Raw genomic sequence first — 23,757 nt, 5'->3', positions numbered from 1 at the left:
ATTTCCTAATGTCTTTTAAATTATTCTTAAAAAAGCGACAAGAAAAGGGGCTGAAAGTAACAATCCGTCAAACCTGTCTAGAAATCCTCCATGACCCGGAATTGTACTGCCCGAGTCTTTAATTTCCATGCTTCTTTTTAATAATGATTCGATTAGGTCGCCATAAGTACCGGCAATAACCACAATCGCAGACATAACTAACCACTCCCAGTGTCTGAGGTCCGTGAAATATTCTCCCAACACAAACGCTAATGCAAGGGTAGTTAGTGTGCCTCCTATGCTTCCTTCCCAGGATTTCTTAGGTGAGACACGTTCAAATAATTTTGTTTTTCCAAATTTGGTTCCAGCAAAATAGGCTCCTGAATCATTAGCCCAATGCATTAATAGAATACCAAGTATAATTTGCCAGCTATATTCCCCGTCCCTGATAACCCCAAGGTTTAACAGCGCAAACGGTAAGCTCACATATAATATGCCCAGAAAGGTAAATGCAATATTTGTGAAAGGTTTTTTCTCTCCTTTTTTATAGAGTTTAATAAAGAATGCCATACTTCCAAAAGGACCAACCAAAAAGAAAATGGTTGAAGGAACTACCTTCATCGAAACAAGAAAACTTGCCGTGAATAAAAATAAACCTATAGCTGTGCCAAAAGATTTTAAAGGAATATAGCCATCAAGTCCGACTAGTTTGTAAAACTCAAGCATGCTAAACATGCATATAAAAAAGAATACGATAAAGAATGTGTATGGAGAGTAAATAATCGCCCCGATCAGACCAATACCTCCAATCAAAGCAACAATAATTCTTTGTGTGAGGTTGCTGTATTTACTTAAAATTTGGGTCATCTTTTAAAATTAAAATTATAATCGGTGGCCTGATCGATAGTTTAGTATTAATTCCGCCAAAATACATATCGCAGTATGACTCTGCAATCAAATGTCAGTTTTTGTAAGATAAAACCTTTCTCTGAAATATTTTAATAGGGCGATTAATACGATTAGTGCAATAACAACCGCATACCATGGAGCCGATTCTGCTTCAGCTATATTTGCTTCAGTTAATTCTTCCTGATGAAGGTAAACCATTATTAATGTAAAACCATTATTTACTAAATGTGCTACGACCGGAACCCACAGTGTACCACTCCATAAATATAAATATCCAAATAAAAGCCCTAACAGAAACCTCGGAAAGAAACCATAAAACTGTAAGTGTATTGCTGAAAATATGAATGCTGCCAGAAATATCCCTACATGTGGGTTTTTGAAAAATCCGGCAAGCTGGTTTTGCATTAAGCCCCTGAAAACTATTTCTTCTCCTATTGCTGCTAATACAGCTATAACAAGAAATCCAAGTATAAACTCTCCTATCGAATCAAAAGTGGTCAATAATTCGGTCATGTCGGCCAGCTCATTTTCTTTGTTTTTGGCCCAGGTTTCAAATCCTTCAAGAAAACCAGGAAAAGTAATGTTTTGATTCCATTCGATAATTACTGAATCTACAATCATAAAGACAATTACAATTACTCCTGAAACCAAAAGAGCTAACGGAAGGTTTATCTCTGTTCGCCAATAGTCTCTAAGTCGTTTTTTTTCGAAAAGTCTGATGAAAATCCATGGAGCCACAACGAATGCTCCTAATGCCGCACCAGCTTGAATAAGCATTAAAATTGTTTTTGGGGTATTGCTTAGGTCGCCACTTAGTATTCCTTCAATTAATGATTGAGAGTCAACACCGGCAAATGAAGCGTAAATTCCTGCCATTATTATGCCTATTATGGGGCCAATTAATAGCATACCACCTATGACAAAACACAATAATGTGAAGAAGTCAAAAAAGTATTTCAAAGGAGAAATAACCTTATTATCAATATTTTCGTTTTCCAGATAATTCATAATCGCGTAAATTTACGGCAAAAATTGAAAATACCTTGATAAAGATAGGATCATTGGAATTAGAGGGGTTTCCATTATTGTTAGCCCCAATGGAGGATGTTAGCGACCCGCCGTTTCGTGCAGTTTGTAAAGAAAATGGTGCAGATATCATGTATACAGAGTTTATTTCTTCGGAAGGACTTATTCGTGATGCCGCTAAGAGTGTGGAGAAATTGGATATCTATGATTATGAACGCCCAATTGGGATTCAGATATTTGGGGATAAGATTGAATCAATGAGGGAAGCAGCAGCAATTGCTGAAGAGGCTAATCCTGATATTATTGATATTAATTATGGGTGTCCTGTAAAAAAAGTTGCTTGTAAAGGAGCCGGCGCCGGAATTCTTCTGGATATTCCAAAGATGCAGAAGATGACAGAAGAGATAGTTAAAAGGGTTGATAAACCGGTAACTGTTAAAACACGACTTGGATGGGATGAAAGTACAATCAAGATTGTTGAGGTTGCTAAAAGGCTTCAGGATGTTGGTGTTCAAGCTCTTTCGATTCATGGTCGTACAAGAAAACAAATGTATAAAGGTGTCGCAGACTGGACACATATTGCCGAAGTAAAAAATCATCCGGATATTCATATTCCTATTTTTGGAAATGGAGATATAGACTCACCGCAAAAAGCACTTGAATATAAGAATAAGTATGGTGTTGATGGAATAATGATTGGTCGGGCAGCAATAGGTTATCCCTGGATCTTTAATGAAATAAAACATTATATGAAAACAGGTGAGTTATTGCCTCCTCCAACTTTGGAACAAAGAGTTGACATCACAAAAAAACATTTGCAGTTTTCTCTGGAATGGAAAGGTGAAAAAAAGGGCCTTTTTGAAATGAGAAGACATTACACTAATTATTTCAGGGGAATTCCCAATTTTAAACCATTCAGACAGACACTAGTTGAGTCTGATGATCCGCAAGAAGTACTTAAAACACTGGACAGAATAGCCGAAGAGTTTGCCGGGACTGTTCCCATAGTCTGATTTTTATGAAGGAAGATCAATTGCCGTCGGGGCCTATGCCCTGGCTGTTGCTTGTTATACTAACCCTGATTTGGGGAAGTTCATTTATTTTGATTAAAAAGGCGCTTCTGGGTTTTAATGCACCTCAAGTAGGAGCATTAAGGGTCATTTCTGCCGGAATTGTTCTTTTACCCATTGCTTTGATTCATCTCAGGAAAGTAAAACCCAAAGACTATCTTCCATTATTTGTACCTGGGTTTACCGGAACACTTTTACCTGCATTCTTTTTTGCCATTGCTCAAACCAGAATTTCCAGTGGTGTTACAGGAGTCCTTAATGCATTAACACCGATGTTTACTTTAATAATTGGTGTATTAATATGGAAAAAGAAGGCACTAAGAACCCAGTTGCTGGGTCTGTTATTGGGATTTATTGGAAGTGTCTTTTTGATTATTGCCGGGGAATCTGGAGCTGTAACTATTAATAGTTATGCTTTTTTTGTAATGGCAGCTACACTTTGTTATGGAATCAATCTGAATTTCATTAAATCCAGACTTTATCATTTACATCCGGTTACCATAACTTCTGTGTCATTGGCCTTCGTTTTACCGATTGCTGTCATTTATATTTTTACTAATGATGGAATCATTCAGTATATAATGACTAATGAACAAGCTCAATGGTCCTTACTTTCGGTTAGTGTTTTAGGGATCGTAGGTACTGCAATTGCATTGGTGATTTTTAATCACCTGGTTCAGCTTACCTCACCTGTATTCACATCAACTGTTACCTATTTTATTCCAATTGTTGCAATTATCTGGGGGCTTTGGGATGGAGAGAATCTTTATCTTCTCCATTACATTGGAATGGTCGGGATTCTGGGAGGTGTTTACCTGGTGAATAAAAAGCCAAAGTTAAATTAACTTTTTCGTGCTGAAACAATTCTATCTTTCCCGTGAATATCAGGAATAATTTTAGTGAGGTTGTATCCCTTATTGAAAAGCATAGACTCAACCTCAGCACCCAGTGCTTCATTTATTTCAAAATAGATCCAGCCTTCTGGTTTAAGTAGTTTCAAGCCATGATCAGCTATTTTTTCATAGAAAATCAAAGGATCTTCATCCGGGACAAATAATGCCTCTTCAGGTTCATAATCCAGAACATTTTCTTTCATTTCTTTCTTTTCAGACAATCTGATATATGGAGGGTTACTCACAATAATGTCTAATTGAGGAAGGTCAATATCATCAGTAAGGATATCTGCAACCATGAACCCAACATCAGCTTTATTAATCATACCATTCATTAAAGCCAGTTGAATAATATTCTGGTCATAATCGATTCCATATACTTCAGGTTTGTATAGTTCAAGAGCCAATGTAATAGGAATGCATCCTGATCCCGTACCAAAATCAGCTATTTTTAGGTTAGGTGTATTACCATGCTCCTTTATTATTAGATCAACGAGCTCTTCGGTTTCACCTCTGGGTATTAATACTCGTTTATCAACTTTGAACGTTCGTCCATAAAACCATGCTCTTTCAAATATATATTGAATCGGTTCATGAGCCTTTACACGAGTATAAATGGCAGACAATTCAGATTTTTTATGGGTAGAAACTTCTATCTTTTTATCCATCATGATATCAATTCTTTCAAGACCAAAAAGATATTCCAGGATAAAAAATGCATATGAACCAGCCTCTTGAATTTCTATATATTCAATGAGGGTGGAATTTATTTCTTCGTATAATTTCTTTGAACTAGTTTCTGCCATCATTCAAAATTAAGCCAATTAGTTATACTTTTACAGTATGAGTGCATCGCAGGATAAAAAATTTATGCTGAGAGCCATTGAGCTGGCTGAGTTTGGAAGAGGTTATGTAAGTCCTAATCCAGTTGTAGGCTGTGTATTGGTAAAAGATGGGTTGATAATCGGTGAAGGGTGGCACAAGAAGTTTGGTGAAGACCATGCCGAAGTTAATGCATTAAACTCGGTAACTAATAAAGAATTAATCATTGGGAGCACAGCTTATGTTACATTAGAGCCTTGCGCTCATTTTGGCAATACCCCTCCCTGTGCCAACAGACTAGTTGAAGAAAAAGTAGGGAGAGTAGTTATAGGTCATAGTGATCCGAACCCAAAAGTAAATGGAGGAGGTATCAAAATACTGGAAGATGCCGGAATTGAAGTTGAGGTTGGGGTTTGTGAAGAAGAATGTAAATACCAAAACAGGGTTTTTCTTAAAAATATGATTAAGAATAGGCCCTATTTTATTCTGAAATGGGCTCAAACAGCAGATGGATTTGTTGCAAGAGAAAACTTTGATTCAAAATGGATTAGTAATGAGTTATCAAGGCAGCAAGTCCACAAATTGAGGGCCGAGCTTGACGGGATTCTGGTTGGTTACAACACAGTTATTCATGACAATCCTTCATTGACAACTAGATCCTGGCCTGGAAGGAATCCGGTAAGAATTATCCTTGACCCTGAAAATAAACTATATGGTGAGTCTCTTAATATTTTTAATGACGAGGCTCAAACTATTATTTTTAATCTTCATGAAGATAAATTAGACGGTAATATCAGATTTGTCAGGGTTAAATCTTTAGATCCGAATGAGGTTTCACAAAAACTATTTGAATCAGGAGTGAAATCATGTCTTATTGAAGGAGGAAGTAAGACGTTAAAAAATTGGATCAATTCAGGAGAATGGGATGAAGCTATTGTTTTTAATTCGTCAAATAAATTTGGAAGAGGAATAAATGCACCGGTTTTGCCAGAATCAAAAATATTAAAAGAAGAGAAACATATTAGTGGTGATATCGTTCATCATTGGATAAATAATTGAGCTATGGCTGAAACTTTAATAATACCTGAGAAAGCAACTAAAGAAGAGATATATCAAAATATTTTGCCTCAAATTAAAGCTTTGATTAGTGACGAAACTGATCGGGTAGCAAACCAGGCAAATGTAGCTGCTGCACTAAAAGAAGCATTTGATTTTTTCTGGGTTGGTTTTTACATGGTTAAAAATGATGAGTTAGTTCTTGGGCCATTTCAAGGGCCAATTGCTTGTACGCGCATCAGAAAAGGTAAAGGTGTTTGTGGAACGTCGTGGGAAAAAGCTCAGACCTTAGTTGTTCCGGATGTTGATGCTTTTCCTGGACATATTGCCTGCAGTAGCGCCTCAAGATCGGAAATTGTAGTTCCGGTGATGAGTAATGGTGAAGTTATAGGTGTGTTAGATGTAGATAGTAAAGAACTTAACGATTTTGATGAAACCGATAAGGTGTACCTTGAAAAACTCCTGGAATCAATTTCTGAATATCTTTAATTGATAGAGAATGAAGTTTCATCTACACCAGTGTTATTATTTCTAGGGTCGTAGAGTGTATAATAAATAATATAAAGGCCTTTATCTTTGGGCTTCCAGGTTCCGGTAAAGGTGTTTTTTTCTACTCCTGGGCCCATTTTGACTTTTTCAATGATCTCTCCATTTCTGTAGATCATTGCAGTAGCTTCCATTTTATCCGCATTCCAGAATCCCCCAGAGGTTATCGGACATCCACACATCATTACTGTGTTCATTTTTAATGTGTATGAATTATCATCAATTTTTTCAGGGGAATTAGCAGTAACAGCAAAACCGTCTAATTCAAGAGTAAAACCTTCATTTGAAGTGTTAATACCAGGTATAACCCAGAATTCTTCAGAAACGGTTATCTGATTTTTAGCCGCTAATGATAATGGTCCTTTTACCGTGACTGCAATTTTTTGTGGCTTGCTAAGATTTAGTATTGTAGTGAATTTAGCACTTTCGCTATTTGCCTTTTGTTGATACCTGCCAATCGAATCTGCCAGTATCATGCCGGTATTACCGGTAGCTCCTTTAATCATCCCGGTAGAAATAACCTCGTTTGTTTCACTATCTTTTATTTCAACTGAAAGTCCTCCCATGCCTGTCCCGATAAATTTGGCATCCTTTGCTAAAGTCCGAATAGTAACTTCAGTAGGAGTTTGTGAAAAAAGATTAAAGGTTGAAAGAATGATTACAAGTAATAATGCTGGTGTTTTCATGTGGTTAATTCAATTGGCTTGATTTAGGGGTTAAATAGAATGTCATTACTTAAGATAATTATTCTATTTTAAGATAGCTATTTTTCATTTTAAGACCTTGGCTAATAATCAAAGATATTGATATCAGGCTTCCTGAGTTTGTCCTGAATCTTCAGACGTCAGTTGTTTTTCATATAGCTCAAAATATGCTCCACGACTATTCATCAGGTCTTCATGGGTTCCTTTTTCGATAATTTTCCCATCATCAAGAACAATTATATGGTCTGCAAGCTTTGCAGATGACACCCTATGTGAAATAATGACTGAAGTCTTGCCTTTCATTATTTCTTTGAGGCTATTTAAAATGGCATTTTCAGTTTTGGTATCAACTGCAGATAATGAATCGTCAAGTATCAGGATTTTAGGATTTCTCACTATTGCCCGAGCTAATGAAACACGTTGTTTCTGGCCACCACTTAGCGTAATACCCCTTTCTCCCAATACAGTTTCAAATTGTTTTGGGAAATCAATAATGTTATAATATACATCTGCATCTTTTGCAGCCTGATATATTAGCTCATCAGTCAGGCCTTCTGTACCGAATGAGATATTATTTTTTATTGTATCACTAAAAAGAAAGACATCTTGAGGAACATACCCTAAAGACTCTCTAAGTTTTTCAACGTTAAGATCCTTTATCGGAATATCATCAATCCTTACCTCACCGTTTGTAACATCGTACATTCTACTTATCAGGTTGGCTAGTGTTGATTTTCCAGAGCCTGTTGTTCCGATTATAGCAAGAGACTTCCCTTTATCTATTTCGAAATTGATGTTTTTCAATGCCGTTATACCAGAATCGGGATAAGTAAAAGTCACATCTTTAAAAGCAATTTTTCCATCAATTTGCTTTTGGATATTTTTTTCTGAAACGATGTCGTTTTCAGTTTTCAGAAATTCATTAATCCGTCTTTGAGATGCCTCTGCTCGTTGAATTATACTTGTTATCCAGCCCAGAGATGTTACAGGCCAGGTCAGCATGTTTACGTAGATAATGAATTCTGCAATATTACCAACTGTGATATTCCCCAGAATAACCTCGTTACCGCCAATATAAACTGTAAGGATTACACTTAGGCCGATAAGACCCATGATTAGAGGTAGAAAAAGAGCATTAACAAAAACCAGGCGAAGGTTTTTGTGCTTATACTGATCACTTTCTTTAGTGAAGTTTTTAACAGAATCTTCTTCTCTGACAAAAGATTTAATTACTCTTATTCCGGAAAATGCCTCTTGAACAAAAGTGCTGAGCCCGGATAAAGCAACCTGAATTTCTTCAGATCTTTTATTTATAATGTTATTAACGTAATAAATGCTAATAGATAAAATAGGTAGTGGTGAAAGGGCATATAAAGTAAGTTTCGGGTTGATGGAAATCATATATGGAATAACCATCATGAATAATGTAAACATGTTCAGGCCATACATAATTGCTGGCCCCAGATACATTCTTACTCTACTGACATCTTCAGAAATTCTTGACATCAGGTCACCAGTGTTGTTTTTTCTATAAAATGCCAGAGGAAGAATCTGATAATGATTATAAACTTCATTTTTCAGATCAAACTCAATATACCTTGACATTACAATGATGGTTTGTCGTACCAGGAAAAGAAACAGACCTCTACCAATCGCCATTAAAATAATTAACAATACAAACCAACCAATGTGACCGAAAATCTGATCTAATAAGTTTTGCTGCAGATCAGTACCCTCCATCATATTATATGGCTTTAAGGTGCCTGTAACATAATCTATAGCATGCCTTACGATTGGCGCAGGGGCAATTACAAAGATGTTACTTATGATGATAAACAACAGACCCAGTAAGATCAGGTGCTTGTATTTGAAAAGGTATTTATTGAGGTGTCTAAGTTCTTTCACAATAAGTAAAACGCTTGAATTTGTATTAAGTTCCAAAATTCAAAGTTAAGATAAGTGTATTTTGTTAACTATATGTGAGGAAAAAATGTAAAGCATTCTTTTTATAGCAGGTCATTTCACAGAAATCGAGTATTTTTGCAATATTTTTGTAATTAAAATCAGTAAACAGCAATTTATTAAAACCCAAACTAATGCAAGAAGTAAAAGATTTAGATCAGGCTCAGGCTGTTGCAGGCTCAGATGGAGTGGCAATATTCAATCAGATGACTTCAATGGAGCACGAACAAGTTGTCTTTTGTTATGATAAGCCTACTGGCCTTAAGTCAATAATTGGTATTCATAACACGGTTCTTGGCCCTGCTTTAGGTGGTACAAGAATGTGGAATTATGCCAGTGACAGCGAGGCACTAACTGACGTGTTAAGATTATCCAGAGGGATGACTTTCAAAAATGCACTTGCTGGATTGAATATTGGTGGAGGAAAAGCAGTAATTATCGGTGACCCTAGACAACTGAAAAATGAAGCTTTTCTAAGAAGGTTTGGTCGATTTGTGGAAAGCCTAAATGGTAAATATGTGACTGCAGAGGATGTAAGTATGAGCACTGCAGACATGGTATACATTAATATGGAGACAAGCCATGTTACTGGTTTGCCAGAATATATGGGTGGAATGGGCGATCCTTCTCCTGTAACTGCTTATGGTACTTATGTTGGAATGAAAGCTGCTGCCAAAAGAGTTTATGGTGCAGATAGTCTGGAAGGCAAGAAGGTTTTAGTACAAGGAGTAGGAAATGTTGGTCAATATCTTGTTGATCACCTTACAAAGGAAAATGCTAAAGTTTTTGTTTCGGATATAAACGAAGAGAAACTAAATGAAGTAAATAAAAAATATGGTGCAGAAATCATAGCGCCTAAAGATGTTTACTCATTTGATATGGATATATATGCTCCTTGCGCACTTGGGGCGACGCTTAATGATGATACAATTCCACAGCTGAAATGTCAAATAGTTGCCGGAGCAGCTAACAATCAGTTGAAAGATGAAAATGTACATGGAGCGGAACTTATCAAACGAGGAATCGTATATGCTCCTGACTTCCTGATAAATGCAGGTGGAGTGATCAATGTATACATGGAGTATGCTAAGAGTGGTCATTCTAAAATGGCATATGAGCAGTCGGATAAAATTTACGATACGCTCTTAGAAGCTTTAGACAGAGCAGAAAGAGAAAACATAACTCCTCAGGAAGCAGCAATGAAAATGGCTGTTGACAGGATTGAAAAAATAGGGAAGGTAAAACTTTCTTACTGAATTTAATGCCCAAAAATAATTAATACGTTCTTTTAATACTGATATGATCAATAGACGAATTCTTCGAATCAAGGCAATGCAAAGTATTTTTGCATATCTACAAAGCAAAAATGCAAATAGGGAATTGGCCAGAAATCTTGTGCACGATTCATTTTTGCCAGACCTGAATGCAAATGAGGTTCAGGACAAAGATGAACTGAAGAAAAAGAGGGAGATGGCCCTGGCTCAGTTTGATACATTGTTTGCCAAAGATGGAGAGTTCGTCTATGACTCATCTCTTGATGAAGATATCAATAATGCGATTGAAAAATCATTTGGAGAATATGGTCAGCAAAATGATAAAGACCGAAAGCATCTGAAGAGACGCATGGTAATTGAAGCTGAAGAAATTTACAATCATTACCTGATGTCTTTAAAACTGATTGTCGATTTGGCTGATCCAACTTCAAACAGATATCTAAAAGAGGATAGAGATGCAAAGTTTATAAATAATACAATAATTAGTCTTCTTAAAAAGTCAGACGAATTTGAGAATTCAATCTTAAGAAAGAAGATTGATACCAAAGAATTACAGCCAGAAGTTGAAGGTTGGTTTAAGTCTTTGATCAGAGATTCTGAGGAATATAAAGAGTACTTGAAAAAAGATAAGACCTTTGAAGGAGACAAAGCGTTTGTTCAATACCTTGTAAAAAATATTATTTTTAAGAATCAGGTGATAATGGATTTTTTCGAGCAAGAGGATATCCATTGGACTGAAGATAAGAACATTGTAAAGAGTCTGGCCCTGAAAACCATAAAAGAATCTGAAGAAGATTCTGTGGAATTGAGAGAATTATCTTATAATTGGGAAGACGATAAAGTTTTTTTCGAGGATACTTATGATTATTTCCTTGATAATGAAGAGGAGTATGAAGAAGTGATCGCCGAAAAAACTAAGAACTGGGATGTAGAGAGGCTTGCAACTACAGATAGAATTATCCTTATGTTGGCAGTATCGGAGATGATTAATTTTCCAAACATCCCTGTGAAAGTTACAATTAATGAATTCATTGAAATATCAAAGAAATATAGTACCCCTAAAAGCCGACAATTTGTCAATGGTGTGTTAGATGTAATCGCTAATGACTTAAAGTCTGCCGGAAAGATTAAGAAGAGTGGAAGGGGTCTTCTAGACAATAAATAGGATTACCATGAAATCAAACAACCTACTCGCATTTTTAACAGGATTAGCGTCAGGAGCGCTAATTGGAATTTTGTTTGCCCCTGATAAAGGAAGTAATACCAGGGATAAACTAACTTACCAACTTGACAAATATAAAAAACAGCTAGAAGAGCTGATCGACGACCTTATTGAAGGAAAAGTGGAGCATGCTAATCAAGCTAAAAGTGATGGTGAAAAAGTTGTTTCAGAAGCAAAAACAAAAGCTGAACAACTACTTGATGATGTTGATGAATTATTAGGACAATTGAAGAAAAAATAAATTTTGAGATTATGAAAAAGTTAAGTTTACTAGCTTTAGTAGCGTTGGTTTTTGCAAGCTGTACAAATGATAAGCTTGAGAAAAGAGTTGAAGATTTGGAAAACAGAGTAGCTCAACTTGAACAGACTGGTCAGGTTAGCAGTACTACTCCTGTAGCTCAAAGCATACCTACTGCAAATGCAAGTGCTCAGCCTCAGGTTGATCCAAATGCTCCTCTTCCTGCATTTGAATTTGATAACAATACTTATGAATTCGGTGATATTACTGAGGGAGATGTTGTAGAACACGTTTTCAAGTTTAAAAATACAGGCGAATCTGAACTATTAATTAGTAATGTTCAGGCATCATGTGGATGTACTACTCCTGAGTGGACTAAAGAGCCAGTGGCTGTAGGTGAAGAAGGAGAAATCCATGTTAGATTTGATAGTAAGAATAAAGTTGGTCGTCAAAATAAATCTGTTACGATCACTGCAAATACAAACCCTGCAAGAACAGTTCTTTATATTAAAGGAAATGTTGCAAGTGCAGACGGAAAAAGTTCAATTTTAAAATAATTTTTAAAGACTAATTAATGTTTGACTCAATATTACTACAGGCCTCCGGTGGGGGTGTGGAACAAATTATTTTCTTTGTTGCCATAATTGTGATCTTTTACTTTTTTATGATCCGCCCTCAGCAAAAGAAACAAAAAGACACTAAGAAATTTATTAGTGAATTAAAAAAAGGAGATCGTGTAGTAACCATCGGCGGTCTACATGGTAAGATTTTTGACCTTCCAAATGATGACACAGTAGTTGTTGAAGTTGAAAGAGGGTTTAAACTTACTTTTGAACGTTCGGCTATATCACTTGAAAACTCAAAAAGAGTTAATGAAGGTTCAAAAAAAGATAATTAAAATGGATGAGTGACTTCTTAAGAAGTATTAATAACTTTTTAAAATCAGTTTCAAAAAGTAATGCAAAAGTAATGGCGCTCTGTATTTTGGGCGCCACTACTTTTTGGTTTTTTAATGCCCTTAATAAAACTGACTACGAAGCAATAGTTAATTACCCCGTAGAATTCACTTATAATAGTGATAGTACGGTGATTGTAAAAGAACCGACTAATACCATTTCATTACAACTCAATGGTGGAGGCTGGGAGCTTTTACGAACTACCCTTGGAATAAACAAAGACCCGGTTCTAATACCCATCCAGAATCCAACAGAACAAAAATATATTCTTACTAGCTCTGTAGAGGATATTATTTCTGATGAATTTTCTAACCTTACGATACTCAGTATTCTAACAGATACCATTTCTTTTGATATTCAGTATTTCACTGAAAAGAAGGTGTTTTTGGATATTGATTCAACTACGGTACAGTTTAAGCCATTGTTTTATTATAATGATAGTATCATGTTCAGTACCCGATACATAAAATATTCGGGGCCTAAGTCAATGATTGATAGCTTACCTGATACTTTAAACATTGTGCTAAAAAATGAAAGTCCACTAGATGGAGATTATCAGGAAATAATTACTACTCCATTTATTACAGAATATGTTTCAGGCAGCCCTGAAGAAATTAATATTTCAATAGGTGTTAAAAAGGCCAACCAGATTCAGAAGATGGTGCCATTAAAAATGGTTAATTTTCCAGATAATATCAGGCCCGAAAAAGAGAAAATTTCTGTAACCTATTATTTCTTAAAAAACAGAAGTGGACTTGATAGCAGCGATATTGTGGTAGAGCTGAATTATGATAGTATTAAATCAGATTCTACTATAAGGCCGAATGTAATCGATTACCCTGCTATTATGAAAGTGCTGTCATATGATTCAAGTTCTATTCAATTAGTTTATGATGAATAAGCCTAAGCTTATCGGTGTTACCGGAGGAATTGGTGCTGGTAAAAGCACTGTTTGTAAAGTTTTTTCAGCTTTAGGTGTTCCTGTTTATGATGCCGATTCAAGAGCCAAGTTACTATTGGCAAACGATGAGGAACTAAAGGTGAAAATAATTGAAGCTTTTGGTGAAGAGTCGTACCTGCCAAATGGATTACCAAATAGATCTTACCTTGCCGAAAAAGTGTTCTCAGATGAGGGAAACATAAATCTGATAAATTCTTTGGTTCACCCGGCAGTGGGCAAAGATTTTGAAAATTGGGTTAGCCAGAATAATGATCATAAATATTTAATTAAAGAAGCAGCATTGCTTTTTGAAGCAGGTAGTTATAAAGCCCTTGATCAAGTTATTCATGTCAGTGTTCCTAAGGAAATACGACTTAATAGAGTGTTATTAAGAGATTCCCAACGATCTAAAGAGCAGGTATTAGCTATAATGGATAAACAATGGGGTGAGGGTAAAAAGAAAAAGCTTGCTGACCTTGTTGTATATAACGATAATGAGCAAAGTGTTTTAGAGCCTGTAATAAAATTACACAATCAACTTACTGCAGGTAACGAAATTTGATCAGTATAAAATTTCATTCTTTTTTCAGTAAAGTCTAAAGGTGCTATTTTATCAACTTTATCCGTTTTAGGATTATAAAATACCTCTACATAATTGTTTGCCAATAGATATAAGTTCACCTTGTGTTTATAGTACCTGATTGACACAATAAATTCCCCTTGAAGATATAATGTCTTTATCTTTTCGATTTTGGAAAGGGCCATAAAAGTGTTTAGACTAATCATTACAGGCCAGCTATATGCAGAACATTTATATTAAACCATAAGTATAGGAAGATACAATAAATTGCTGATAAACCGATAGTTACAGCCAAGAATATTCCCAGGTATTTGCTTCTGAAAACCTTTTTACTATTACGGATATATGATCTCGAAAACTTCTCTGCAAGGTGCTTAATAAAATGGTATGCCGGGTAGTAAATAAATACCATTGCAAGCATAATTATAAGTGTGGATAAATATGGGTTATTAAAATCTTTGTATCCGTGAATTAGTTTTTTGAGTAATTCTGCGCAGAGTACAGCCAAAAGAATTGTAAAAATGATGGCTGAATATTTTGATATTTTTCTGGTAAGCATCGCCTCTTTAATGTTAAAAAAATTAATGAGGCTGAATATAAATAGTAAAAATCAGAAAACAAAAAAGCCCTCAATTTCTTGAGAGCTTTTTCGGGTGAAAGACCGGATTCGAACCGGCGGCCTCTAGTGCCACAAACTAGCGCTCTAACCAACTGAGCTACAATCACCGTCTAATTGGGCAGCAAATTTAGACAAGGATAGATAAACTGCAAAGATTAATGGTTAATTTTTTTCAATCAATGTTAAATTCCATCCTCATACCTATTTTATCGTCGAAAACAGCCCCGTTTTCATAAACTTTATTTCCTGATACAAATGTATGTGTTACCTGGCTTTTAAATGTATACCCTTCAAAAGGAGACCATTTACATTTATATAAGATGTTTTCTTTATTTACAGGAGTTGTTTCATTAAGATCAACCAGTGCAAGGTCGGCATAGTATCCTTCGCGAATATACCCTCTCTCTTTTATTCTGAATAATCTGGCAGGTGAATGAGCCATTTTTTCGGCGATATGTTCCAATGTGATTTTTCCTTCTTTGTATTTATCAATCATTGCAACAAGGCTATGTTGAATTAACGGGCCCCCACTTGGAGCTTTAGTATATGGATTTTGCTTTTCTTCCATTGTGTGAGGAGCATGGTCTGTAGCTATTACATCAATAGTGTTATTATTAACAGCCTCCCATATAGCTGCTCTATCAGATGCTTTTTTAACTGCAGGATTCCATTTTATCAATGTTCCTTTTTCATCATAATCTTCATCTGAAAACCATAAATGATGTATGCAGGCTTCAGCAGTAATCTTTTTCTCTTCAAGTGGCAATTCATTAGAGAATAATTCTAACTCTTTAGCAGTGCTTATATGTAAAACATGAAGTCTGGCACCGTGTTTCTTAGCTAATGACACTGCAAATGAGGAAGATTTGTAGCAAGCCTCTTCAGATCTGATTATCGGGTGATATTTGATTGGAATATCATCTCCGTATTTTTTTATGTATTCAGCAGTATTTGCTCTGATAGTTTCTTCATCTTCACAATGGGTAGCGATGAGCATAGGTGTAGAAGAAAAAATCGACTCTAAGGTCTGTTGATTGTCAACAAGCATGTTTCCTGTGCTGGAGCCCATAAAAACTTTTACTCCACAGACTTTAGAAGGATCAGTTTTTAAAACTTCATCAAGGTTGTCATTACTGGCACCCATAAAAAATGAATAGTTTGCGGGTGAAGATTTTGCTGCAATAGCATATTTATCAGCAAGAAGCTCCTGAGTGAGTGCTTGTGGAACAGTATTTGGCATTTCCATGAAAGATGTTACACCTCCAGCTACAGCTGCTCTGGATTCTGTTCCTATAGTTGCTTTGTGAGTTAGTCCCGGTTCGCGAAAGTGGACCTGGTCATCAATTACTCCCGGAAAAAGATATTTTCCGTTAGCATCTATTACTTCATCCGCTTTATCTGCTGAGATCGATGAAGAGATCTCTTCAATTCTTCCATCTTTAATCAGGACATCTCCTGTAAATATCCTGCCTTCATTGACTATATTTGCATTGGAAATCAAATAACTGCGCATCTTTCTGATTTTTATTTGTAAAGATAGCGTCTTTTTCTGAGCAAAACCCATCAGTGAACATGTCAAAGGAAATAACATCATTTGAAGATTTTAAACTTAACAAGCAAATCCTTAATGCAGTAGAGGAGGCCGGATACATTACTCCCACTCCTATTCAGCAAAAGGCTATACCTCTTATTTCAGCAGGACATGATGTTTTAGGCATTGCGCAGACTGGTACTGGTAAAACCGCAGCTTATTTGCTTCCTATATTAATGAAACTTAAGTATGCTCAGGGAAAGGACCCAAGGGCTGTAATACTGGCTCCTACACGTGAGCTTGTACTCCAGATAGAGGAGGAGGCCAGGAAATTTAGTGAATATCTGGATATTCGTATTGTCAGTTTTTATGGTGGGCTTGGTCCTAAGACCCAAATTGAGTTGGCAGAACAAGGTGTTGATCTGATTATATCTACCCCTCAGAGATTTATGGATATCTATAGGAAGGAAGCTTTTATTACCAAGCAAATTAAGACAATGGTAATGGATGAAGCTGATAAAATGATGGATATGGGGTTTTTCCATCAGATACTAAGATTGTTAGAGATTCTTCCTCAGAAAAAGCAGAATTTGTTGTTTTCGGCTACCTTCCCTGAAAAAGTAGAAAAATTGTCTGAGGAGTTTTTGGAGTTTCCGGAGCGTGTAGAAATAGACCCACAAGCCACAACTGCCGAAACAATAGAACAAGAATTATATAAGGTTCCAAACTTTAAAACTAAGGTTAACTTATTAACGCTTTTACTTAAAGACGAAAACCTTTCCAGAGTAATAGTATTTGTGAAGACGAAAAGAACGGCCGATAATATTTTTAAATATCTTGAGCGTACTATAGAGGGTGGTGTCCGTGTAATTCATGCAAATAAAGGTCAGAATAGCAGGATTAATGCTATGAATGATTTTAAAGAGGGTGAAATCAGAGTTCTTGTATCAACAGATGTTACTGCCAGAGGAATGGATATTTCTATGGTATCGCATGTTATTAATTTTGATGTTCCAATAATTTATGAAGACTATGTACACCGGATTGGAAGAACGGGACGTGCAATGAAGTCTGGTACTGCTATAACATTTGAAAATCCGGCTGAAAATTATCACATAAAAAAGATAGAAGAGATTATCAGGATGACCATCCCTGTTAAGGATTTACCAGAGGATCTTGAAGTTACTGAAACTCCAAAAGAAGAGAAGCAGAATATCCTAAAAGCAATTGATTTTCAGCGCAAAAAAGAAGATCCCAACTTCAAAGGAGCTTTTCATGATAAAAAGCCAAAATCTGAAAAGAAAAAGTTTAAAGCTAAAAATCAAAATAAAGGCAAATCAAGAAGACGTTAAATTTGTTTTAACGAATAAATGAAGTTATTAATCGAAAGTTACCTTTAGTTTATCTAAACCGCATTCACCTTTTCCATTTTCAAGGAATATACATATGAAGTTAGTCGCTTAAAAGAAGTTGATTATTTCATAGCTGGTTGAATGGGAATCCCGGAGCAAACCTCCGGGATTTTATCGACGAAAAGCGAAGATTCATCGTCAATTATTAGTCATTGGTCTAATTGGTTTATTGAGATGAATAACTTTCATTACTTTAAGAGTTCAAACAAGTATATCTTTCTTTCCATAGCTGGTTAAGAGCCCGATTATTAGTCGGGCTCTTTATTTTTTATAGCAATTCGTTACCTGAAATAAGAGTAGAATTTTAAAATTTGATTTGATATTGCCTCAGCTAGATTTCAGTGGTTTCTTATAATAAAAAGAGCCTGGAGTTCAACCCAAGCTGTTATTATTTATATAGTAATTTTGCTATTGGGCATTTTGATAATCGCTTTGGTCTATAGTATAAATGTATTCGATTAATGTATTCTTTTCCCTTTGTATCTTTTCGTAATTATTTAATTCATAAATATTATTCTCAGTTATTTCACCAACTTTAAAGGATAGTTGTTTTCCATCATCAAAAATTAAAGCGGCAGAATCTCCTTCATAAACATCATCTGGAAAAGTAAATGACCCATCAGGTTCAGAGGCTAAATACTCTTCAGAAACCCACGAATTACTGGTCGAAATACTTTTTGTATCTTCCAATTGACTATTCTTATAAAACTTTATTTCGAAAGCGTTTTCACTTTCATTTTTGATCGATACAAATACATATTCTTTTTTTCCAGCATCGCAATTTATAAGAGTAAAGGATAAAATAACTAATGCTAAGAAGCTAATCACTTTATTCTTAAGACTAGGTGTTAAGGGTAAATTCATGATAGTTGTTTTGGGTGATAACTAGTTGATTTTGATAATATAGTCAGTATATCATAGCTCTCCAATTATAATTTTATTAATATCTGAATATTTAATTTAGGTCATAAAACGTATTAAAATTTGGTATGTATTGAATCATGAAATTATATTTAAAAATCAAAACCAATTATTTTAAAATAATCTTTCAACCATTATCAACTAATAATATGAAGAAAACATTCACATTATTTCTATTTATTTTAGTCTCTAACTCATTGTTTTCCCAAATTATCTGGGAGCGGGATTTTAAAATGGCTCAGGCAAAAGCATTGGAAAAAGATCAAGTTATGCTGGTGGATTTTTGGGCAGTTTGGTGTGGTCCATGCAAAAAGATGGATGCTCAGCTATGGAATACTCCTGAGATCAATCAGTACTCTTCAAAATTCGTTCCTCTTCAAGTCGATATTGACAGATTTAAGGATTTGGCTCGTAAGTATAACATTACATCAATTCCAAGAGTCATGTTAATGACTGCTGATGGAGAGGTTATTTGGGAAAAGAATGGATATGTATTACCAGATACCTATTTGGAAATTTTTGATCAATTGCCGGAATCATTAGGGGGGTTGAATAAAACGCTCTTAGAGGGTGCAGAAAAGCAAAATGACCCGGTGTTTTTGACCGAAGTTGCTTTAATGTTTCAGAATATAGGCGAAAATGAAGCCAAGGGAGAAGTGAAGCGTGAGTTTATTAATAAGAGTAGTTATTACTTTAAGGAGGTACAGAAAAATTCAAGTGATGAAAATGTTTCTATTAAGGCTGAATTAAACCAATATTTTAATGAGGCTATAAAAGGGAATTACAGTAAAGCACTTAAGAAGCTTAATAAGATTGAGTTATCTAATGACCATGTTGAATTGAATCAATTTAAGAGCTTTGCTATTGCTTATTGTTATAAATCCGATGGAGACATTGATAGTTATGCAAAACAAAGGGCACTAATTGAAAATCAGGATTATCTTAAAAGACTGGATCAATTGGTAAAGGAAGAAATTTAATATTAAAAAAGGGTACCTCAACTGAAGTACCCTTTTTAATATTCTTTATGTATTCTAAATGCCTCTGTAATATCCTGACACCATATTTGTAACTTGTGAATAAATAGGTCTGCAAAACTCTATAAACAAATCTTGCGGAGGTGGAGGTGGAACTTCTCTGTTTTTAGTGATTTGGATTTGCTCTTTTGTTAGCGCTCTCTCATCACCATTAAAGTTACCCCATTGTGATACCCATTCGAATTGACCAGGAAGTTTTTCCTGTCTCAAGATTCTGTTTGATCTAGCATCCCAGATTTGAACATCAAGCAATCCTTGTGATAAAACACTTTTAGTTGTCACCATTAGTTTTGCTTTTACCGTTCCATAAACAGGTTTTTTAACACCTTCTACTTCTACCTCACCAATCTTAACACTATCTTTTGTAATAGTCTCTACATTTTCTCGGATTAGGGTGTTTCCTACCTGAAAATCATCAAACTGCATTTTTATATAGTGATCAAATTGCTCAATATTTAGTTTTTTAGCTTCATCAATAGTAAAAAACCTTACAAACTCATTTGTTCTCTGGTGAGCCAGGAAGTCATTGATTTGATTTTGGAAAAACTCATTGCTTAATCCAAAAGCCTGTGAATGAACCGGGATTTGTTCAACAAGTACTTTTAATGTTGCGGCCCAATGAGCTTCTTCCATTTTATCATTAACATCTTTATAATTTGGAACTAACTCATTAGCTCTTCTAAAATGACCCATAGCTTCTTTTGCACTATTACGGTCACCATTGGCTAAAAATTCTACACCAGCCTGATATCTTTCTTCCGCGGCAAGCTTTGAAGCTTCGTTATATTCATTCATAAACCCACGAGAATCTACCAAATTCAGACATGCTGGACATCTTTCAATCTCTCTGTTCATATTGTTAAGAGTCTTGAAAGATTGTGATATTTTATCATACTTAAATCTATCAGTACTTGCTTTGTATTGATTGATTTTTCTCAGGTGAAGATTAACCGCTAGCGGATATGCTTCTTGTAAAGTTGCAGCTGCTTTTTTGTTATCAGGTTTATCACGTAGTCGGTTAACTGCTAAAAATACAGCTTGTTCGTAGTTTCCCTGCTCAAACTGTTTTTTCCCGCTACTGCACGACTGTATTATAGTCATAGCAATTATACCAAAAAATAGAATTCGCTTCATTATTGTCTTTTTTATGTGAACAAGTTCAATGATTATGCCAATTTTACAATATTGCTGCAATATAAACGTTTGACACGTTCATATTTAATCAATTTGTCTTAAAATAGTACTTTGACAAGAAAAACTTCATTTCAAAAAATTACCCATGGCTGATAATAACAAAACATTATTTCTTCTTGACGCATATGCATTGATTTTCAGGGCTCATTTTGCATTTAGCAAGAATCCAAGAATCAACTCAAAGGGCGTAAATACGGGCGTTATGCTTGGTTTTACCAATACTCTTCTAGAAATCATTAAGAAGCAAAAACCTTCGCATATTGGTGTTGCTTTTGACCCTCCAGGGCCGACATTTAGAGTGGATATGTATCAAGAATATAAGGCAAACAGGGAGGAAACTCCGGAGGATATTAAAGCCGGTGTGCCTTGGGTTAAAAAAATAATTGAAGGTTTTGGAATTCCCATCCTTGAAGTTCCACGGATGGAAGCCGATGATGTTATTGGAACTCTGAGTAAAAAGGCAGCCAAAGAAGGTTTTACAGTTTATATGATGACTCCTGATAAGGATTATTCTCAGCTAGTAGAAGAAAATATATTCTTATATAAACCGGCCTTTATGGGTAATGGGGTCGATATTTTGGGAGTTGAAGAGGTAAAACAGAAATGGGATATTGAAGATGTTGACCAGGTACGTGATATGCTTGGGTTGCAAGGAGATAGTGTTGATAATATTCCCGGAATTCCTGGAATTGGACCTAAGACTGCTTCGAAATTATTAAAAGAGTATGGTACGGTAGAAAATCTGGTTGCCCATGCAGATGAATTAAAAGGAAAACAGAAAGAAAGGGTAATTGAGTTTGGTCAGCAGGGAATTCTTTCTAAGGAGCTCGCAACAATTAAGATTGATTGTGAAATTGATTTTGACGCAAAAGCGCTGGAGTATTCAGGTCCGGATGAAAAGCAAATAAAAGAAATTTTCGAAGAGCTTGAATTTCGTACTTTGTTAAAAAGAGTTTTTGGAGAGCAGCCAAAAGAAGCAGACTCCCAAGGTCAGTTACAGATGTTTGCTCAGGTTGCTGAAGAGGAGGTTTCAGAAGCTGCTCCGGAAGCTATGAAAACCATCGAGACTGTAGAGCACGAGTACTATACATTAACTGAAGATAAAGAAATCGACCGGTTAATTAAGTATTTAGAAAAGCAAAAGGAGGTTTGTTACGATACTGAGACAAATTCAGTTAATGCATTTGAAGCCTCATTGGTAGGACTTTCTTTTTCATACAAGGAAGGAGAGGCTTATTATATCCCTGTTCCTGAAGAATTTGAGAAAGCTAAAGAAATCGTTAATCGATTTAAAGGTGTTTTTGAGAATGATAAGATTACCAAAATAGGTCAAAATTTAAAGTTTGATATTCTTGTTCTTAAAAAATATGGAGTCGAGGTTTCAGGGCCGTATTATGATACAATGCTTGCTCACTACCTGATTGAGCCAGAGCAAAGACATAACATGGATGTTCTTGCTGAAAACTATCTGAATTATTCCCCAGTGAGTATTGAAACCTTAATTGGTAAGAAAGGAAAGAATCAAGGGAATATGCGTGATGTAGAAATTGAAAAGGTCGGAGTATATGCTGCGGAAGATGCTGATATTACCTTAAGGCTTAAAGGCAAGCTTGATAAGGAGATTAAAAACCTAAATATGGAAAGTCTTCTTACTGAATTAGAATCTCCTTTGGTTGAAGTCTTGGCCGCTATGGAATTTGAAGGGATAAGGGTTGATAAGGATGAGTTGGCAGTTTCTTCAAAAGAAATGGAAAAAGACCTTGAAGAGATTCAGAAGGAAATATTTGAAATAGCAGGTGAAGAATTTAATATCGCATCGCCTAAACAATTGGGAGAGATACTTTTTGATAAGTTAAAGATTGATAAGAGCCCGAAAAAGACAAAAACCGGTCAATATGCCACAGGTGAAGAAATTCTTTCACGACTAGCTAATGAGCATGAAATTGCACAAAAGATTCTTGATTTCAGGGAAATTCAAAAGCTGAAATCTACATATATTGATGCACTACCTGAACTGATTAGTGAAATTGATGGACGAATTCACACATCATATAATCAGGCAGTGGCTGCAACAGGAAGGTTAAGTAGTACCAATCCAAACCTACAGAATATTCCTATTAGAACAGAAAAGGGTCGAGCGATCAGAAAGGCTTTTGTTCCACGAAATGAAGATTTTACTTTACTTGCAGCAGACTATTCACAGATAGAATTAAGAATTATGGCGTCATTTAGTGGTGACGAACATATGATTGAGGCATTTAAAAATGGGGTTGATATTCACTCGGCTACCGCTGCCAAGATTTTTAAGGTTGATATTGCCGAAGTTGATAGTGATATGCGAAGAAAGGCAAAAACCGCAAACTTTGGAATTATCTATGGTATCTCTGCATTTGGCCTATCACAAAGATTAAATATTCCTCGTAAAGAAGCCGCAGAATTGATTGATACATATTTTGAAGAGTTTCCTTCAGTAAAAAAATATATGGATGATGTAATTCAAAAGGCAAGGGATAATGAATATGTTGAGACTATAAAAGGTCGTCGCAGGTATTTACGTGATATCAATTCAAGAAATGCTACTAACAGGGGCTTTGCAGAGAGAAATGCTATCAATGCGCCAATCCAGGGTAGTGCGGCTGATATTATAAAGGTCGCTATGATTGATATTCATCACTGGATGAAGGAGAATAACCTTAAATCCAGGATGATCCTTCAGGTACATGACGAACTTGTTTTTGATGTTCATAAAGATGAGCTAGATCTCATTAAATCAGAAATACCAAAAAGAATGATGGGCGCTGCTGATCTGGCAGTACCAATGGAAGTTGAAACAGGTACCGGACAAAACTGGCTTGAGGCACACTAA

Annotated in this window: 24 protein-coding genes and 1 tRNA gene; 14 read left to right on the top strand and 11 right to left on the bottom strand. The window is 35.5% G+C overall.

Annotated elements, in window-relative coordinates; genetic code table 11:
• Positions 1-15: 15 nt before the first annotated feature.
• Entirely contained in the window at positions 16-846 is an 831-nt protein-coding gene (locus tag HH304_RS00575) for a phosphatidate cytidylyltransferase (protein ID WP_169677499.1), read from the bottom strand.
• Between the two features lie 87 nt (positions 847-933).
• Positions 934-1,896 (bottom strand): CPBP family intramembrane glutamic endopeptidase, encoded by a 963-nt coding sequence (locus HH304_RS00570; protein ID WP_169677498.1) that lies wholly within the window; start codon positions 1,894-1,896, stop codon positions 934-936.
• 35 nt (positions 1,897-1,931) lie between these two features.
• On the opposite strand from HH304_RS00570, the gene dusB reads away from it, so the two are divergent.
• On the top strand, positions 1,932-2,927 hold the full coding sequence (gene dusB / locus HH304_RS00565; protein ID WP_169677497.1) for a tRNA dihydrouridine synthase DusB: 996 nt from the start codon (positions 1,932-1,934) through the stop codon (positions 2,925-2,927).
• Between the two features lie 5 nt (positions 2,928-2,932).
• Positions 2,933-3,829: a DMT family transporter gene (locus HH304_RS00560; protein ID WP_169677496.1), complete on the top strand. Its 897-nt coding sequence runs from the start codon at positions 2,933-2,935 to the stop codon at positions 3,827-3,829.
• Here HH304_RS00560 and prmC read toward each other — a convergent pair.
• Positions 3,826-4,683: a peptide chain release factor N(5)-glutamine methyltransferase gene (gene prmC / locus HH304_RS00555; RefSeq protein ID WP_169677495.1), complete on the bottom strand. Its 858-nt coding sequence runs from the start codon at positions 4,681-4,683 to the stop codon at positions 3,826-3,828. The two genes, HH304_RS00560 and prmC, sit on opposite strands and share 4 nt — an antisense overlap.
• A 37-nt stretch (positions 4,684-4,720) precedes the next feature.
• Here prmC and ribD point away from each other — a divergent pair, with 37 nt between their 5' ends.
• Both ribD and HH304_RS00545 read left to right on the top strand, forming a co-directional pair.
• Positions 4,721-5,758 (top strand): bifunctional diaminohydroxyphosphoribosylaminopyrimidine deaminase/5-amino-6-(5-phosphoribosylamino)uracil reductase RibD, encoded by a 1,038-nt coding sequence (ribD, locus tag HH304_RS00550; protein WP_169677494.1) that lies wholly within the window; start codon positions 4,721-4,723, stop codon positions 5,756-5,758.
• Positions 5,759-5,761: 3 nt separating this feature from the next.
• Entirely contained in the window at positions 5,762-6,244 is a 483-nt protein-coding gene (locus HH304_RS00545) for a GAF domain-containing protein (protein WP_169677493.1), read from the top strand.
• On the opposite strand, the gene HH304_RS00540 is transcribed toward HH304_RS00545, so the two are convergent.
• Together HH304_RS00540 and HH304_RS00535 are read right to left on the bottom strand one after the other, a co-directional pair.
• The gene (locus HH304_RS00540; RefSeq protein ID WP_169677492.1) at positions 6,241-6,987 is read right to left on the bottom strand and encodes a hypothetical protein; all 747 of its coding nucleotides are present in this window, start codon (positions 6,985-6,987) and stop codon (positions 6,241-6,243) included. The two genes, HH304_RS00545 and HH304_RS00540, sit on opposite strands and share 4 nt — an antisense overlap.
• Before the next feature lie 123 nt (positions 6,988-7,110).
• Positions 7,111-8,910: an ABC transporter ATP-binding protein gene (locus tag HH304_RS00535; protein ID WP_169677491.1), complete on the bottom strand. Its 1,800-nt coding sequence runs from the start codon at positions 8,908-8,910 to the stop codon at positions 7,111-7,113.
• A 191-nt stretch (positions 8,911-9,101) separates the two neighbouring features.
• Between HH304_RS00535 and HH304_RS00530 the strand changes: the two genes are divergently transcribed.
• Genes HH304_RS00530 through coaE form a run of 7 tightly spaced genes read left to right on the top strand, consistent with a single transcriptional unit; the run spans position 9,102 to position 14,159 of the window.
• The gene (locus tag HH304_RS00530; RefSeq protein WP_271711451.1) at positions 9,102-10,223 is read left to right on the top strand and encodes a Glu/Leu/Phe/Val family dehydrogenase; all 1,122 of its coding nucleotides are present in this window, start codon (positions 9,102-9,104) and stop codon (positions 10,221-10,223) included.
• A 43-nt stretch (positions 10,224-10,266) separates the two neighbouring features.
• Positions 10,267-11,406 (top strand): transcription antitermination factor NusB, encoded by a 1,140-nt coding sequence (gene nusB, locus HH304_RS00525; protein WP_169677490.1) that lies wholly within the window; start codon positions 10,267-10,269, stop codon positions 11,404-11,406.
• 7 nt (positions 11,407-11,413) lie between these two features.
• Positions 11,414-11,704, top strand: a complete 291-nt coding sequence (locus HH304_RS00520) for a YtxH domain-containing protein (protein WP_271711450.1) — start codon at positions 11,414-11,416, stop codon at positions 11,702-11,704.
• 11 nt (positions 11,705-11,715) lie between these two features.
• Positions 11,716-12,258 (top strand): DUF1573 domain-containing protein, encoded by a 543-nt coding sequence (locus HH304_RS00515; protein ID WP_169677489.1) that lies wholly within the window; start codon positions 11,716-11,718, stop codon positions 12,256-12,258.
• Between the two features lie 17 nt (positions 12,259-12,275).
• The gene (yajC, locus tag HH304_RS00510) at positions 12,276-12,599 is read left to right on the top strand and encodes a preprotein translocase subunit YajC (RefSeq protein ID WP_169677488.1); all 324 of its coding nucleotides are present in this window, start codon (positions 12,276-12,278) and stop codon (positions 12,597-12,599) included.
• A gap of 5 nt (positions 12,600-12,604) precedes the next feature.
• On the top strand, positions 12,605-13,558 hold the full coding sequence (locus HH304_RS00505) for a YbbR-like domain-containing protein (protein WP_169677487.1): 954 nt from the start codon (positions 12,605-12,607) through the stop codon (positions 13,556-13,558).
• Positions 13,551-14,159, top strand: a complete 609-nt coding sequence (coaE, locus tag HH304_RS00500) for a dephospho-CoA kinase (protein ID WP_333908723.1) — start codon at positions 13,551-13,553, stop codon at positions 14,157-14,159. Before HH304_RS00505 ends, coaE begins: the two co-directional genes overlap by 8 nt.
• Here the strand turns inward: coaE and HH304_RS00495 are convergent.
• The 4 genes from HH304_RS00495 to HH304_RS00480 all read right to left on the bottom strand — a co-directional run bounded on the left by HH304_RS00495 (position 14,132) and on the right by HH304_RS00480 (position 16,309).
• Complete coding sequence (locus tag HH304_RS00495; protein WP_169677485.1) at positions 14,132-14,383, bottom strand: hypothetical protein; 252 nt, start codon at positions 14,381-14,383, stop codon at positions 14,132-14,134. The two genes, coaE and HH304_RS00495, sit on opposite strands and share 28 nt — an antisense overlap.
• Positions 14,383-14,736 carry a hypothetical protein gene (locus tag HH304_RS00490; RefSeq protein ID WP_169677484.1) on the bottom strand — a complete coding sequence of 118 codons (354 nt, stop codon included), beginning with the start codon at positions 14,734-14,736 and terminating at the stop codon, positions 14,383-14,385. The genes HH304_RS00495 and HH304_RS00490 overlap by 1 nt, the downstream gene beginning before the upstream one ends.
• Before the next feature lie 92 nt (positions 14,737-14,828).
• A tRNA-His gene (locus HH304_RS00485) sits at positions 14,829-14,904 on the bottom strand.
• A gap of 64 nt (positions 14,905-14,968) precedes the next feature.
• Positions 14,969-16,309 carry a dihydroorotase gene (locus HH304_RS00480; protein WP_169677483.1) on the bottom strand — a complete coding sequence of 447 codons (1,341 nt, stop codon included), beginning with the start codon at positions 16,307-16,309 and terminating at the stop codon, positions 14,969-14,971.
• A 59-nt stretch (positions 16,310-16,368) separates the two neighbouring features.
• Between HH304_RS00480 and HH304_RS00475 the strand changes: the two genes are divergently transcribed.
• Positions 16,369-17,679, top strand: a complete 1,311-nt coding sequence (locus HH304_RS00475) for a DEAD/DEAH box helicase (RefSeq protein ID WP_169677482.1) — start codon at positions 16,369-16,371, stop codon at positions 17,677-17,679.
• Positions 17,680-18,147: 468 nt separating this feature from the next.
• Here HH304_RS00475 and HH304_RS00470 read toward each other — a convergent pair whose 3' ends face one another.
• Positions 18,148-18,603, bottom strand: coding sequence for a hypothetical protein (locus tag HH304_RS00470; RefSeq protein WP_169677481.1), 456 nt, complete (start codon positions 18,601-18,603; stop codon positions 18,148-18,150).
• Positions 18,604-18,809: 206 nt separating this feature from the next.
• Between HH304_RS00470 and HH304_RS00465 the strand changes: the two genes are divergently transcribed.
• Positions 18,810-19,640, top strand: a complete 831-nt coding sequence (locus tag HH304_RS00465) for a thioredoxin family protein (protein WP_169677480.1) — start codon at positions 18,810-18,812, stop codon at positions 19,638-19,640.
• A gap of 54 nt (positions 19,641-19,694) precedes the next feature.
• Here the strand turns inward: HH304_RS00465 and HH304_RS00460 are convergent, their stop codons facing one another.
• Positions 19,695-20,831 (bottom strand): hypothetical protein, encoded by a 1,137-nt coding sequence (locus HH304_RS00460; protein WP_169677479.1) that lies wholly within the window; start codon positions 20,829-20,831, stop codon positions 19,695-19,697.
• A gap of 145 nt (positions 20,832-20,976) precedes the next feature.
• Here HH304_RS00460 and polA point away from each other — a divergent pair, with 145 nt between their 5' ends.
• Positions 20,977-23,757, top strand: a complete 2,781-nt coding sequence (polA, locus tag HH304_RS00455) for a DNA polymerase I (protein ID WP_169677478.1) — start codon at positions 20,977-20,979, stop codon at positions 23,755-23,757.

Origin of the sequence: Marinigracilibium pacificum (genome assembly GCF_012926615.1) — a bacterium.
Classification (GTDB): Bacteria; Bacteroidota; Bacteroidia; order Cytophagales; family Cyclobacteriaceae; genus Mangrovivirga; species Mangrovivirga pacifica.
This window is presented reverse-complemented; position numbering and strand designations above follow the sequence as displayed.

Excerpts from the sequence above, each read along its gene's own strand:
- HH304_RS00575 (WP_169677499.1), bottom strand. The coding sequence starts at position 846 with ATGACCCAAATTTTAAGTAAATACAGCAACCTCACACAAAGAATTATT.
- HH304_RS00570 (WP_169677498.1), bottom strand. The coding sequence starts at position 1,896 with ATGAATTATCTGGAAAACGAAAATATTGATAATAAGGTTATTTCTCCT.
- HH304_RS00560 (WP_169677496.1), top strand. The coding sequence starts at position 2,933 with ATGAAGGAAGATCAATTGCCGTCGGGGCCTATGCCCTGGCTGTTGCTT.
- prmC (WP_169677495.1), bottom strand. The coding sequence starts at position 4,683 with ATGGCAGAAACTAGTTCAAAGAAATTATACGAAGAAATAAATTCCACC.
- ribD (WP_169677494.1), top strand. The coding sequence starts at position 4,721 with ATGAGTGCATCGCAGGATAAAAAATTTATGCTGAGAGCCATTGAGCTG.
- HH304_RS00545 (WP_169677493.1), top strand. The coding sequence starts at position 5,762 with ATGGCTGAAACTTTAATAATACCTGAGAAAGCAACTAAAGAAGAGATA.
- HH304_RS00540 (WP_169677492.1), bottom strand. The coding sequence starts at position 6,987 with ATGAAAACACCAGCATTATTACTTGTAATCATTCTTTCAACCTTTAAT.
- HH304_RS00530 (WP_271711451.1), top strand. The coding sequence starts at position 9,102 with ATGCAAGAAGTAAAAGATTTAGATCAGGCTCAGGCTGTTGCAGGCTCA.
- nusB (WP_169677490.1), top strand. The coding sequence starts at position 10,267 with ATGATCAATAGACGAATTCTTCGAATCAAGGCAATGCAAAGTATTTTT.
- HH304_RS00520 (WP_271711450.1), top strand. The coding sequence starts at position 11,414 with ATGAAATCAAACAACCTACTCGCATTTTTAACAGGATTAGCGTCAGGA.
- HH304_RS00515 (WP_169677489.1), top strand. The coding sequence starts at position 11,716 with ATGAAAAAGTTAAGTTTACTAGCTTTAGTAGCGTTGGTTTTTGCAAGC.
- yajC (WP_169677488.1), top strand. The coding sequence starts at position 12,276 with ATGTTTGACTCAATATTACTACAGGCCTCCGGTGGGGGTGTGGAACAA.
- HH304_RS00505 (WP_169677487.1), top strand. The coding sequence starts at position 12,605 with ATGAGTGACTTCTTAAGAAGTATTAATAACTTTTTAAAATCAGTTTCA.
- coaE (WP_333908723.1), top strand. The coding sequence starts at position 13,551 with ATGAATAAGCCTAAGCTTATCGGTGTTACCGGAGGAATTGGTGCTGGT.
- HH304_RS00495 (WP_169677485.1), bottom strand. The coding sequence starts at position 14,383 with ATGATTAGTCTAAACACTTTTATGGCCCTTTCCAAAATCGAAAAGATA.
- HH304_RS00490 (WP_169677484.1), bottom strand. The coding sequence starts at position 14,736 with ATGCTTACCAGAAAAATATCAAAATATTCAGCCATCATTTTTACAATT.
- HH304_RS00480 (WP_169677483.1), bottom strand. The coding sequence starts at position 16,309 with ATGCGCAGTTATTTGATTTCCAATGCAAATATAGTCAATGAAGGCAGG.
- HH304_RS00475 (WP_169677482.1), top strand. The coding sequence starts at position 16,369 with ATGTCAAAGGAAATAACATCATTTGAAGATTTTAAACTTAACAAGCAA.
- HH304_RS00470 (WP_169677481.1), bottom strand. The coding sequence starts at position 18,603 with ATGAATTTACCCTTAACACCTAGTCTTAAGAATAAAGTGATTAGCTTC.
- HH304_RS00465 (WP_169677480.1), top strand. The coding sequence starts at position 18,810 with ATGAAGAAAACATTCACATTATTTCTATTTATTTTAGTCTCTAACTCA.
- HH304_RS00460 (WP_169677479.1), bottom strand. The coding sequence starts at position 20,831 with ATGAAGCGAATTCTATTTTTTGGTATAATTGCTATGACTATAATACAG.
- polA (WP_169677478.1), top strand. The coding sequence starts at position 20,977 with ATGGCTGATAATAACAAAACATTATTTCTTCTTGACGCATATGCATTG.